Source organism: Microbispora bryophytorum (assembly GCF_006874465.1).
Classification (GTDB): Bacteria; Actinomycetota; Actinomycetes; order Streptosporangiales; family Streptosporangiaceae; genus Microbispora; species Microbispora bryophytorum.
In genome coordinates this window covers 136571-148948 of the sequence record NZ_VIRL01000018.1, presented here as the reverse complement: position 1 = coordinate 148948, position 12378 = coordinate 136571, and the positions used below count along the sequence as shown (strand labels likewise).

The window sequence follows — 12378 nt, the reverse complement described above, 5'->3', positions numbered from 1 at the left end:
ATGTACGCCGTACATGTACCTCGTACAAGAGGAGGACACATGTCCGGACGGTGGTGGGCGCTCGTCGCGGTGTCCCTCGCGACCTTCATGACCTATTTGGACAACAACGTGGTCAACGTGGCCCTGCCGACGATCCAGCGGGACCTGGCGCTGACGATCTCCGGCCTGGAGTGGATCGTGAGCGCGTACATCCTGGTGTTCGCGGGCCTGCTGCTCGCCGGCGGACGCCTGGCGGACGTCTTCGGCCCCAGGACGGCCTTCTTCGGCGGCCTGGCGGTCTTCACGCTCGCGTCGGTCGCGGCGGGCCTCGCCGGGAGCCAGGAGACGCTGATCGCGGCGCGGGCGGTGCAGGGGCTCGGCGCAGCGATGGTGACGCCGTCGACGCTGGCCCTGCTGCCGCGGATCTTCCCCAATCCGCGCGAGCGGGCGACGGCCGTCGGCATCTGGAGCGCGGTCGGCGCCCTGGCCCTCGCGATCGGCCCGCTCACCGGCGGGTTTCTCAGCGAGAACGCCGACTGGGGCTGGATCTTCCTGATCAACCTGCCGATCGGCGTGGTCGCGGCCGTGATCGGCCTGCGTTCGATCAGAGTCGAGCGGGCCTCGTCCGGGCGTGCGACCCTCGACCTGCCGGGCCTGGCCGCCTCCGCCGTGGCGCTGTTCGCCCTCACCTACGCGCTCATCGAGGGCGAGTCGCGTGGGTGGACCTCGGCGCCGATCCTCGGGGCGTTCGCGGTCTTCGCCCTGGCCGCCGTCACGTTCCTGGTCGTCGAGTCCCGTACGGCGCAGCCGATGATCGACCTCAGCCTGTTCCGCGAGCGGGTCTTCAGCGGCGGCCTGCTGTCGATGGGCCTGTGGTCGTTCGGCGTGTTCGGCATCTACTTCTTCACCGCGCTCTATCTGCAGAGCGCGCTCGGGTTCTCCCCCACGGCGGCGGGCGCGGGCTTCGTGCCCATGGCGCTGCTCATGGCGGTGCTCGCGAGCGTCTCGCCGCGGATCGCCGAGCGCTTCGGCAGCGCGGGCACGGTCGCCGTCGGGCTCGGCCTGATGGCGGTGGCCATCGGCGGGCTGTCGAGCGCGGGTGAGGGCTCGCACTACGGCGACCTGCTCCCCTGGTTCCTGCTATACGGCGCGGGCGCCGGCCTGCTCGTCCCGCTGACCAACGTGGTGCTGAACGCGATGCCCCCCGCGAGGGCGGGCGTGGCCTCGGGCGTGCTCAACGTCTCCCGCGAGGTCTTCGGCCTGCTCGGCATCACGATCCTCGGCGCGATCCTCAGCGCCCGGCAGAGCGCGATCGGCGGCGCTCCGCTGCACGCGTTCCTGGAGGCGTACCGGTTCACGCTGCTGATCGCGGCCGCGATCGTGCTGGTCGGCGTTCCGGTCAGCGTCTACTCCCTGCGCCGCACCCGGGCCGCCTCCACCTCCGCCTCGGCCGAGCCCAGCGAACCCGCCGTGGCCGAGCCGGTCGCCTGACTCCGGAGTGCGGGCGCCCGCCAGAGCGAAAACGATCGACTCCGGCTCCGGCGCGGGATCGGGGACAATGAGCCGGTGCCGGCACGCAGACTCGACCCAGGGAAGATCAGAGAGGCGCTCGACGCCCAGCTCGCCGATCTCGGGCAGCCACCGTTCGACGGTCCCGAGAGCGCAGCCGGCAACGCGTGCGTGCTGGCCGTGCTCGACGCCTACGAGGCCGGGCTCACACCGGTGAGAACCGCCGCCCGCGCCGCCGTACGGCACCTGCTGGAGGACCTGGCCGCGCGGGCGCCGGGACGGTCGGTGGAGGTGCGGGTCCCCCCGCACGCCGCGGTGCAGTGCGTGGAGGGGCCCCGGCACACGCGGGGCACCCCGCCCAACGTCATCGAGACCGACCCCCGCACCTGGCTCGAATTGGCCACCGGCCGGCTGTCGTGGGCCGACGCCACCGCCGCCGGGAAGATCGCGGCCAGCGGCGCCCGGGCCGACCTGTCCGCGCTGCTCCCCCTCTGGTGAACCCCGCCAAGGGTCACTGGAACTCGGAGATCTTGTCCTGCACGCAGCGCTGCGCATCCTCCTGGGTGGGGTAGACCCGGCGGTCGAAGCACTCGCCGACGTTACTGGTCGTGAACCAGTTGTAGAGCGCCACACCCACGATCAGGCCGATCAGCAGGGTCAGCGCGCTCAGCACCACCCCTCCGACCGCCCGGCCCCGGTTGGAGTTCCTGGCGATCGCCACGATGCCGAGGACGAGCCCGACGATCGCCACGAGCGTGCCGACGCCGCAGACCAGCAGCAGGACGATCGAGCAGATCCCGAGCACCAGCGCGGCCGTCCCGAGCCCGCCACCCGGCTGCGGCCCCCAGGGGCCACCGGGAGGTCCGCCGGGCCCCGGGGGCGGTGGCAGCGGCCCTCCATAGGACGGCTGCCCGTAAGGAGGCTGTCCGTAGGGGGGCGGCTGGCCGTAGGGCGAGGGCGGGCCGCCGTAGGACGGCTGGCCGGAGGGCGGGCCTGCGGGTCCTCCCGCCGACGGCTCCCGCTCCTCCGGAGTCCCCGGCCCGTACGGCTCCCGCGGGCGCCCGGGGTCGTCGGGTGTCGCCACGATCATCCCTCCCCGTACCGGTTGTGGGCCATATCCGATTCTCAGGGCCTGCCCGAAAGCCCAGGCTGCCCCGAAATCCGCGTGTGAGCAGGGCCGACACGGCAAAGGGCGGGTGATGCTTACGGCGCCGGACGGGCATGCCCGGGTTTGAGCAGCGCCAACGCCCAAATAGACTCGACTACGTGTTGAAGGGCGACGGCCGGCTGGGCCATGACCTCGACCCCCAGGACCGTGCTCCGAAGGACGCCTGTGGCGTCTTCGGTGTATGGGCCCCCGGGGAGGACGTGTCCAAACTCACCTACTACGGCCTCTACGCGCTGCAGCACCGCGGGCAGGAGTCTGCGGGCATCGCGGTCAGCGAAGGCAACCGCATACTCGTCTACAAGGACATGGGCCTGGTGGCCCAGGTCTTCGACGAGTCGATCCTGGGCACCCTTCGGGGACATCTGTCCATCGGACACTGCCGTTACTCGACTACCGGATCGAGCGTCTGGGAGAACGCGCAGCCCACGCTGAACTCCAGCGATGGCAAGGGGCTGGCGCTCGTCCACAACGGCAACCTGATCAACACCGCCTACCTCTCCGAACGGCTCCCGCCGGGCTCCACCCGGGCGACGACCGACACCGAGGTCCTCACCGCTCTCCTGGCGCAGGACTCCTCGCGCCCGGTCGAGGATGTGGCGGCCGAGCTGCTCCCGGAGGTCAAGGGCGCCTACTCGCTCGTCTGGATGAACGAGACGACGCTGTTCGCCGCCCGCGACCCGCAGGGCATCCGCCCGCTCGTGCTGGGCCGGTTGGAGCGCGGCTGGGTGGTCGCGTCCGAGACCGCCGCCCTCGACATCGTCGGCGCGTCGTTCATCCGCGAGATCGAACCCGGCGAACTGCTGACCATCGACGAGCGCGGGGTCCGCTCGCGGCGCTTCGCGTCGGCCGAGCCCAAGGGCTGCCTGTTCGAGTACGTCTACCTCGCCCGCCCCGACACCACGATCGCCGGGCGCGGCGTGCAGTCCACCCGGGTCGAGGTCGGCCGCGTGCTGGCCCGCGAACACCCGGTGAACGCCGACCTCGTGATCCCCACGCCCGAGTCCGGCACCCCCGCCGCCATCGGCTACGCCGAGCAGAGCGGCATCCCGTACGGCCAGGGCCTGGTGAAGAACTCCTACGTCGGCCGGACGTTCATCCAGCCGTCGCAGACCATCCGCCAGCTCGGCATCCGCCTCAAGCTCAACCCGCTGCGCGAGGTCATCGAGGGCAAGCGCCTGGTGGTCGTGGACGACTCGATCGTCCGCGGCAACACCCAGCGGGCCATCGTGAAGATGCTGCGCGAGGCCGGGGCCAGCGAGGTCCACGTGCGGATCTCCTCGCCCCCGGTCTCCTGGCCGTGCTTCTACGGCATCGACTTCGCCACCCGCGCGGAGCTGATCGCCGGGTCGCTGTCGGTCGAGGAGATCCGCTCCTCGCTGGGCGCCGACTCCCTCGGGTACATCTCCCTGGAGGGGCTCACCCGGGCGACGACGCTGCCGGCCGACCGGCTCTGCCGCGCGTGCTTCACCGGTGAGTACCCCATCCCGATCGAGGACGACCGGGTGGGCAAGTTCGTGCTGGAGGCTCAGCGATGACCAGCTACGCCGCCGCCGGCGTCGACATCGAGGCCGGCGACCGCGCGGTCGAGCTGATGAAGTCGCGGGTGGCGCGCTCCCGGCGTCCGGAGGTCGTGGACGACGCCAGCGGCTTCGCCGGCCTCTTCGACGCCTCGGCGTTCCTGCGCTACCGCAGGCCGCTGCTGGCCACGTCCACCGACGGCGTGGGCACCAAGGTCATGCTGGCCCAGCGGCTCGGCAAGCACGACACGATCGGCATCGACCTCGTCGGCATGGTCGTGGACGACCTCGTGGTCTGCGGGGCCGAGCCGCTGTTCATGACCGACTACATCGCGTGCGGCAAGGTCGTCCCCGAGCGGATCGCCGACATCGTGGGCGGCGTGGCCGAGGGATGCCGGCTCGCGGGCTGCGCGCTGGTCGGCGGGGAGACCGCCGAGCACCCCGGCGCGATGGGCCCCGACGAGTACGACCTGGCCGGCGCCGGCACCGGGGTCGTCGAGGCGGACGAGATGCTCGGGCCCGACCGGGTCGTGCCGGGTGACGTCGTGCTCGGGCTGGCCTCCAGCGGCGTCCACTCCAACGGCTACTCGCTGGTCAGGCACGTGATCAGGACCGCCGGGCTGGGCCTGGAGCAGGACCTGCCCGAGCTGGGCCGTACGCTCGGTGAGGAGCTGCTGGAGCCCACCCGCATCTATTCGCTCGACTGCCTGGCGCTCATCCGGGAGACCGAGGTGCACGCCCTGTCCCACATCACCGGCGGCGGGCTGGCGGCGAACCTGTCCAGGTCACTGCCCGGCACGGTGGACGCCCTTCTCGACCGGAACTCCTGGACCCCGCCCGCGATCTTCGACGTGCTGGCCGGGCGCGGCGGCGTGCCCCAGGAGGAGATGGACAAGACGTTCAACCTCGGCGTGGGCATGTGCGCGATCGTCCCGGCGGCGGAGGCCGACAAGGCGCTCGCTCTGCTGACCGGACGGGGTCTGCCCGCCTGGGTGCTGGGTGAGGTCGTCGCGGGCGAGGGACGGGCCCGTTTCCGTCAGTGACATCCGGGCCGTCCGGCCGGTGACAGCCGGCCCGGGCGGCCACGGCGGACTCTCCCGTGTTCGCCGCCGCGAAGCAGAGCACGACGGCCCGGCGGCGACTCGGCCCAGTGGCGAATCGGCACTGAGGAGATACGCCGAGGAGATACGCCGATCACACCGACCGGCCGTGACCGTGTCCGGCCACATATGGGGCCGACCGCAACGCCCTGGCATCACAACACCGCGTCACCAGAACGCGTCATCAGAAATTCGCCCCGCACCCGTCCCCGTAGCTGGGGTGGGGGGCTGACGGGAGAGCGGCTCGCGGACAGTGAGAGAACCCGGCGGGAAGGTCCCCGCCGGGTCACTCAACTGGCGATCAGAACCGGGTCAACGCCGCCCACGGCGATCGTCGTCGCCGTCGTCGTCGTCGACGGCCGCGTAATCGGCGTAGCGATCAGCCAACTCGTCGTAAGGGTCATGCTCGTCACTGTGGCCGGAATCGTCGGCGTCCACGACTCCGAGCTCCGCGCGCAGGCGCTCAAGATCCGTACCGCCGCTGTTGTACTTCAGCTGACGGGCGACCTTGACCTGCTTGGCCTTGGCTCGGCCGCGCCCCATTGGCTCGACCCCCTCATGCGGGGCCGTGCCCGACCCCTCGTCACTAACGCACCGCGCACCGACGCCACCTGACTTCAGGCGTCAGTCTCTCGTTCGCCTATTACCGTACCTGGTTTGTGCGCCGCTCGGTACGTCGTACGAGCGGCGGCGGTCAGCGCCGGAGCCAAATACCCCTTAGCCGACCGATTTCTGACATTCTCCGCTCTGCCAGCCTATCCGCTGCGACGGCGGGAGGGACGCCTTCCTCCTCGGCCGAGCGGAAGATTCTCAAGGTCGTGTCGAAGATCTTCGCCGCCCGGGCGCGGGCCCGGCCCATGTCGAAGCCCTCGATCTCGTCGGCCACCTGGATCACTCCCCCGGAGTTCACCACGTAGTCCGGGGCGTACAGCACACCCCGCTCGGCGAGTTGCTTCTCGACACCGGGATGGGCGAGCTGGTTGTTGGCCCCGCCACAGACGATTTTCGCCTTGAGCCGGGGGACGGTCTCGTCGTCCAGCGCGCCGCCGAGGGCGCAGGGCGCGTACACGTCGATGTCGGAGGCCGCGAGCGCGGCGGCGTCGGACACGGTCTCGACGGCGGGGTGGCGCTGCCGCACTCGTGCGACGGCCTGCTCGTCGACGTCGCAGACCACGACCTCGGCCCCGTCCTCGATCAGGTGGTCGACCAAGCGGTGGCCGACCTTGCCGACCCCCTCGACGCCGACCCGCTTGCCGCGCAGGGAGGACGCGCCGTACGCGTGGTCGGCGGCGGCCCGCATGCCCTGGAACACGCCGAAGGCGGTGAGGATGGAGGAGTCACCGGCGCCGCCGTGCGCCTGGGTGCGGCCGGTGACGTAGGAACACTCCCGCGCCACGACGTCCATGTCCTCGCTGTAGGTGCCCACGTCGCAGGCCGTGTAGTAGCGGCCGCCGAGCGACTGGACGAACCTGCCGTAGGCCCGCAGCAGGGCCTCGCTCTTGTCGGCCGAGGGGTCGCCGATGATGACGGCCTTGGCGCCGCCGAGGTCGAGGCCGGCCAGCGCGTTCTTGTACGCCATGGCCCGGGAGAGGTTGAGCACGTCGGCGAGCGCGGCCTGCTCGCTCTCGTAGGGATAGAACCGGGTGCCGCCGAGCCCCGGTCCGAGGGCGGTGCTGTAAATCGCGATGATCGCGTACAGGCCGCTGCGCTCGTCGGAGCAGAAGACGACCTCTTCGTGTCGCACCGGCTGGGCGGGGTTCGTGTCGCCGCCGGAGCTGGGGTCCTTGTGGGACAGCCCGAAAACGTCGGTCACGGTAGTGACTCCTGATCGTGTACGCCGCCTCGTTGCGGCGATCGGCCTTCAGCTTATCCGACACCCCCAACAAAACGATCATGAAAGCCCGAGACGGTGCTGCACAGACGCTCGGCCACGTGGCACGATTCTGGTGTGCTCCCCTACGCCGCCTATCTCCGTGTGTACGAGCCGCTGACCGCTTTCGCCCCGCGGGATCAGGCTCGGTGGGCCCGGTACGCCGAGTCGCGCGACCGGCCTCGCCGGGCCGGTGCGCTGGAGGTCGAACACGGCGAGGCGGTCCGCCGCCTGCTGCCGGTCCCGCCGCTCCCGGCGCCCGAGCGGGAGAGCCCCAACGCGTATCTGCGCCGGGTGGAGGAGACGCTGTACGTCTGCCCCTGGCAGAGCAGGCTGCGGTCGTGGCTGGCGTTCGCGTCGTTCCGGGGAAGCGTCCCTGTCAAGCTCGCCTCCCGCTTCGTGCCCCAGGCCATCGCGGAGCAGACCGCCGACGACTTCGACCGGTTCAAGCGGGGAGAGCAGTCCCTGCGTACGCACATCCGCGCCAGCACGTGGCATGTGCCGATCGCGTGGTTCGTGCCGTTCGACTCGGCCGAGCGCTGGCTCGTGCTGGGCTCGGAGCAGCCGGCCGAGGCGGGCGCGCAGACCACCGCCGCGCCGCCCAGGAACATGCTGTACGTCACCTCGATGGCGCAGGCCCGGCGCCGGGTGGCCCGGGCGCTGGTGGTGATCCGCAGGCACGTCGGGCAGGTGGCGGCCCTCACCGAGGTCGAGGAGGTGGGCCGCTGGCTGGAGGAGTTCCATCCCCACTCGCTGGTGGAGCTCGACTACGGCGGCCTCGTCCACCTGATGGACGACCGGACCCTTCAGGGCGACCAGTCCGTCGCCGAGGTGGCGACCGCCCTCGCGGGTTTGGACAACGGTCAGGAAGAACTTGCCTTCGCGATGTATCAGCGGGTGATCCTCCGCTGGAGGTCGATCCGAGCTTTGGAATCGGCAAACTGATAGTCATCAACGTGTTCTGACCTGCCGATTCTGGTCATGGCATAGTCGATCTCACATCTACGACCTGAGTAGTTTGCCGTTTTCACTGCGATACCACGAAACGTGTCGCTAGAATCACCGAGCGTGACATCAACCCGTGGTCGAGACGTTGTGCCCAGAGGGCTCGCCAATCGCACTACGTGGCTGTATGGTCACATCGGGTGATGCCGTAAATGGTCTTAGAAACCGCACGTTTTTGGATCATTGAAGGACATCCGTGACAGTGCCGCGACCGACAAGATTTGCCCGAACGCAGCGGTGTCCAGTGTGGTGCATCGCAAGGCGGAGGAGGAGCCGACACAGTGCTGCCGGCGACGACTCCGGGCCCGCGGAAGGTCCGCGCCTGCGAGAAGTTCTCGCGGGCGAGGCGGACGACGCCGCTCCGGCCGACGCGACGGGTCAGGGATTGGCGGAAGGGGCACTTGCGCCAGACAAGTCGCAGGATCGCTGCCGGCGGTCCACACGGAGGAGAGGCCGCACAAATGTCAGCTCGTACACCCGAGGCCGAGCCACTGCTCACCCCGGCGGAGGTCGCCACGATGTTCCGCGTCGACCCCAAGACCGTCACCCGGTGGGCGAAGGCGGGCAAGTTGACGTCCATCCGCACCCTCGGCGGTCACCGGCGGTATCGGGAGACCGAGGTCCGGGCACTGCTCGCGGGGATTCCGCAGCAGCGGTCCGAGTAGGACGTGGCCGTCACGCCACGGGGGAACGACGGCGCGCTCGCGTCGGGGATGTGAGCGCGTCCACCACACTCCCGTGACCACTACGGGTCATGGGAGGGGATCTGGGGTCGGCGCCGCCCGCCCGGCGCCTCCCCGCGTACACGGTCCGTTCACCCCCGGTGGTTCCCCCGCTCTCCCACGCGTACGCGCGGTGAGGGGTTCAGGGAACGGCCTCACAGTTCGCAGGTGCCGCGTGCACGGGCAGCAGGGTCTCCAGCAGCACCCGCATGCCGGGATCGTGCCCGCTCGCCGCCCGCAGGAGCGCGACCATCTGGTCCACCAGGAGGCGCTCCAGTTCGGCCCGCTCCATGTCGCGGTGCTCCAGCCAGTCGAGGCCGGCCGTCTCCACCGAGGCGATCCACGACCTCAGCGTGACGCGCAACGCCGGACCGGGCGCGTCGACCCCCATCTGATGGACGACCATGCGCAGCATGCGCTGCCGCACCTCGTCGACGATCTCGCCGATCTCTCCGGCGCGGTTGGCCGGCCCTCCCCTCAGCAACGCCGCGTAGCCGGCCGCGTGCTCCTCGACGAAGTCGAAGTAACGCGTCAGGCCCGAACTGAGCTGCTCCAGCGGCCCGCCCTCGCCCTGCGGCTGTAACCGCGCCCGTAGTTCGGCGGCCGCGCTGCGCAGAGCCGCCACGTAGAGCTCCTGCTTACCGCCGAAGTAGTGGTACACGAGCGCCCTCGACGCGCCCGCGGAGGCCGCCACGTCGTCGATCGAGACGTCTTCGGCGTCGTGCCTGCCGAACAGTTCGAGCGCGGCGGCGATGAGCTCTTCACGCCGCCGGTCCACGCTGAGCCTGCGGCGCGCCGGACGTGCCCCGTCTTCCGCCTGGCGTGTGGCACTCACACCCCGCACCCTAGCGAATCGGCCCCCGGAGAGGGGGATCGGCCAGATCAAGGGTTCCCCTTGGAACCCCCTCCCGGCTCCGCCGTCCTACCCGTGCTGCGGCTAACCTTCCCAACGCCCGATTAGAGGAAGGATCCTGTCTAACCGCGATCAACCCGTACCCTCAGGGCAACTCGATCGTTTGGTGTGTCAGGTGCACGTCCACGCATCGTGGGGAGAACCATGTCAGGACCGTCCATGCAGACCACTGCCCGGAAAGACGTCGGGGTCGCGATCCCCACCGGCGGACTGTCCGATGGGTTCAGCCCGCGGCCACGCCCGACGATCCGCAACGTGGCCGAGCGGGCAGGAGTCTCCAAGTCGCTGGTGTCTCTCGTGCTGCGAGGCTCTCCGCACGTGAGCGAGCACCGCAGAGAGGCGGTCCTCCAGGCCGCCCGTGAGCTCGGCTACCGCCCGAACGCGGTCGCCCGAAGCCTGGTCGAGGGGCGCACCCACCTGGTGGGCGCGCTCGTGGCCGACCTGCACAACCCCTTCTACGCCGAGTTCCTCGACGGCCTGCAGGAGAGCCTGCACGGCGACGGGCTGCGACTGCTGATCGGCAGCGGCCGCTGGGACCCGGCGTTCGAGGACGAGGCCGTCGAGGCGTTCCTCGAACTGCGGGTGGACGGCCTGGTCCTGCTCGGGGTCGCGCCGTCCAGCGACACGCTGGCCGAGGCCTCGGCCTACACGCCCACCGTGGTGGTCGGCGAGCGCGACGTCGAACTCGAGGGCGTGGACATCGTCGTCGACGACGACCAGCTCGGCGCCCGCTTCGCCGTGGACCACCTCGTGGAGCTGGGCCACCGGCGCATCGCCCACATCGAGGGCGCTCCGTCGTCCGCCGCCCGCTGCCGATGCGAGGGCTACCTGGTGGCCATGCGCCGCCACGCGCTGGCGCCGTACATCATGGTCGAGCACGGCGACTTCAGCGAGGAGGGCGGCCGGCGCGCGGCGCTGGCGCTGCTGAAGCGCGACCCCCGGCCGACGGCGATCTTCGCGGCGAACGACATCGTGGCCATGGGCGCGCTGACCGCGGCGAGCGAGCTGGGACTGCGGGTGCCCGAGGACCTGTCCGTCGTCGGATATGACAACACCCACCTCGCGGCCGTCACCCACATCTCGCTGACCAGCGTGGACCAGCCCCGGCGGGCCATGGGCCGCTCGGCGGCGGCGCTGCTGAGCGACCGCATCACCGAGCCGGGCAAGACCGCCCGGCTGCGGCAGGTCAGCCCGCAGCTCGTCGTACGGCGCAGCACCGGGCCCGCTCCAAGCGCCGGCCAAAGCTAGGTCAATCACCGACGTGTCCCCTCGCGGCCGGTGTTGACTTCAGCCGTGGCGCCGGCCCCCGGCGGGTCGCGGAAGGGCTGCCCGCGGGCCGGCGACCGGGAATCGGGGGGATTCATGCGTGATCCTGAGTTGGTCTCCTGCGCTCAGCGGGCCGCCGGCGAGCTGGAGCGGGCCTGGGCGCACTGGAGGGAGAGCCGGGGGCTGGGCAGCGAGGACGTCGCCGAGTCGGTGGCGAGCTACGTCGCCCACTCGATCGACCACCCCTGGGGACGGCCCCGCGTGGTGCTGGGCCTCGACGCCGAGGACGCCCGTGAGCTGGCCGCTCTCCTGCATCAGCAGGAGGTCCCCGAGCCGGCGTGGGTGGGCAGGTTTCCGGCATAACGGTCTGATCACGAGTCCGTTCCGGTTAGGTTGGGGAGACCACACCCCCGGGAAGGGATTTCGATCGTGATCAGACGACCACTCGCCGCCGCAGCCCTGGCCCTGTGCGGGGTCGGAGCCGTCGCCTGCGGCGGCGCTGAGGTCTCCGATTCGAAGGCCGCGGCCTCCGGCACCGCGCCCCGGCTCGGCCGGCCGGCCGCGACCCAGGACGGGGCCGCGGGCACGGCCCCCTCGGAGACGGCCGTCCCGACCACGCGTACGGCGGCCGCCTCCGAGACGGAGGCCCTGCCGCTGGCCGGGAAGGTCGTGGTGATCGACCCGGGCCACAACGGCGGCAACTTCCGCCACACCAAGGAGATCAACCAGCTGGTCGGCATCTCCAACCAGAAGAAGGCCTGCGACACGACCGGCACGTCGACGAACGACGGCTACACCGAGGCGGCCTTCACCTGGGACGTGTCCAACAGGCTCGCGAAGCTCCTGAAAGCCGAAGGGGCCACGGTCAAACTCACCCGGACGCGCAGCACCGAGTGGGGGCCCTGCATCAACCAGCGGGCCGCCGTCGGGAACAAGGCCAAGGCGGACGCGGCGATCTCCGTTCACGGCGACGGCGCGGCGGCCAACCTCCGCGGGTTCCACATCATCATGCCGAAGAAGATCGGAGGGCCGGTCGATCCGGTCGTGAAGGACTCGGCGCGGCTCGGTGCGAACGTGCGGGACGCCTTCCACAGCGGCACCGGCCTCCCGTACTCGAACTACATCGGCAAGCAGGCGCTGAACTACCGCAGCGACCTCGGCGGGCTCAATCTGTCGACGGTGCCGAAGATCTTCATCGAGTGCGGCAACATGCGCAACGCCAAGGACGCCGCCAGGTTCAAGGACTCCGCGTTCCGGGCGAAGATGGCGCGGTCGCTGGCGAAGGGCCTGGAGAACTACCTCACCTCGGCCCGCTGACCGCGCCTCGGC

The 12378-nt window shown here is 70.7% G+C and carries 13 protein-coding genes; 9 read left to right on the top strand and 4 right to left on the bottom strand.

Annotation, left to right across the window (positions count from 1 at the left end; genetic code table 11):
• The first annotated feature begins 39 nt into the window (after positions 1–39).
• Both FLX07_RS27735 and FLX07_RS27730 read left to right on the top strand, forming a co-directional pair.
• A complete protein-coding gene (locus FLX07_RS27735; RefSeq protein ID WP_142574615.1) occupies positions 40–1470 on the top strand; it encodes an MFS transporter in 1431 nt (476 codons plus the stop codon).
• 75 nt (positions 1471–1545) lie between these two features.
• Positions 1546–1986, top strand: a complete 441-nt coding sequence (locus FLX07_RS27730; RefSeq protein WP_142574614.1) for a sterol carrier family protein — start codon at positions 1546–1548, stop codon at positions 1984–1986.
• A 13-nt stretch (positions 1987–1999) separates the two neighbouring features.
• Here the strand turns inward: FLX07_RS27730 and FLX07_RS27725 are convergent, their stop codons facing one another.
• Positions 2000–2572 (bottom strand): DUF4190 domain-containing protein, encoded by a 573-nt coding sequence (locus FLX07_RS27725; protein ID WP_142574613.1) that lies wholly within the window; start codon positions 2570–2572, stop codon positions 2000–2002.
• A 182-nt stretch (positions 2573–2754) separates the two neighbouring features.
• Between FLX07_RS27725 and purF the strand changes: the two genes are divergently transcribed.
• A complete protein-coding gene (purF, locus tag FLX07_RS27720) occupies positions 2755–4191 on the top strand; it encodes an amidophosphoribosyltransferase (RefSeq protein ID WP_142574612.1) in 1437 nt (478 codons plus the stop codon).
• On the top strand, positions 4188–5216 hold the full coding sequence (gene purM, locus FLX07_RS27715; protein ID WP_142574611.1) for a phosphoribosylformylglycinamidine cyclo-ligase: 1029 nt from the start codon (positions 4188–4190) through the stop codon (positions 5214–5216). The genes purF and purM overlap by 4 nt, the downstream gene beginning before the upstream one ends.
• A 369-nt stretch (positions 5217–5585) precedes the next feature.
• On the opposite strand, the gene FLX07_RS27710 is transcribed toward purM, so the two are convergent.
• Positions 5586–5816, bottom strand: a complete 231-nt coding sequence (locus FLX07_RS27710; RefSeq protein ID WP_079315184.1) for a DUF3073 domain-containing protein — start codon at positions 5814–5816, stop codon at positions 5586–5588.
• Positions 5817–5967: 151 nt separating this feature from the next.
• On the bottom strand, positions 5968–7086 hold the full coding sequence (locus FLX07_RS27705; RefSeq protein ID WP_142574610.1) for a Leu/Phe/Val dehydrogenase: 1119 nt from the start codon (positions 7084–7086) through the stop codon (positions 5968–5970).
• Between the two features lie 135 nt (positions 7087–7221).
• Between FLX07_RS27705 and FLX07_RS27700 the strand changes: the two genes are divergently transcribed.
• Together FLX07_RS27700 and bldC are read left to right on the top strand one after the other, a co-directional pair.
• Positions 7222–8088 carry a DUF8083 family protein gene (locus FLX07_RS27700; protein WP_142574609.1) on the top strand — a complete coding sequence of 289 codons (867 nt, stop codon included), beginning with the start codon at positions 7222–7224 and terminating at the stop codon, positions 8086–8088.
• Positions 8089–8609: 521 nt separating this feature from the next.
• Positions 8610–8813 carry a developmental transcriptional regulator BldC gene (gene bldC, locus FLX07_RS27695; RefSeq protein ID WP_013133571.1) on the top strand — a complete coding sequence of 68 codons (204 nt, stop codon included), beginning with the start codon at positions 8610–8612 and terminating at the stop codon, positions 8811–8813.
• Positions 8814–9012: 199 nt separating this feature from the next.
• Here the strand turns inward: bldC and FLX07_RS27690 are convergent, their stop codons facing one another.
• Positions 9013–9705, bottom strand: coding sequence for a TetR/AcrR family transcriptional regulator (locus FLX07_RS27690; protein WP_229689913.1), 693 nt, complete (start codon positions 9703–9705; stop codon positions 9013–9015).
• A 222-nt stretch (positions 9706–9927) separates the two neighbouring features.
• Between FLX07_RS27690 and FLX07_RS27685 the strand changes: the two genes are divergently transcribed.
• The 3 genes from FLX07_RS27685 (at position 9928) to FLX07_RS27675 (ending at position 12366) form a co-directional block, all read left to right on the top strand.
• Positions 9928–11031 carry a LacI family DNA-binding transcriptional regulator gene (locus FLX07_RS27685; protein WP_142574608.1) on the top strand — a complete coding sequence of 368 codons (1104 nt, stop codon included), beginning with the start codon at positions 9928–9930 and terminating at the stop codon, positions 11029–11031.
• A 114-nt stretch (positions 11032–11145) separates the two neighbouring features.
• The gene (locus tag FLX07_RS27680; RefSeq protein WP_142574607.1) at positions 11146–11412 is read left to right on the top strand and encodes a hypothetical protein; all 267 of its coding nucleotides are present in this window, start codon (positions 11146–11148) and stop codon (positions 11410–11412) included.
• 66 nt (positions 11413–11478) lie between these two features.
• Positions 11479–12366, top strand: a complete 888-nt coding sequence (locus tag FLX07_RS27675) for an N-acetylmuramoyl-L-alanine amidase (RefSeq protein ID WP_229689912.1) — start codon at positions 11479–11481, stop codon at positions 12364–12366.
• The last annotated feature ends 12 nt before the right edge of the window (positions 12367–12378 follow it).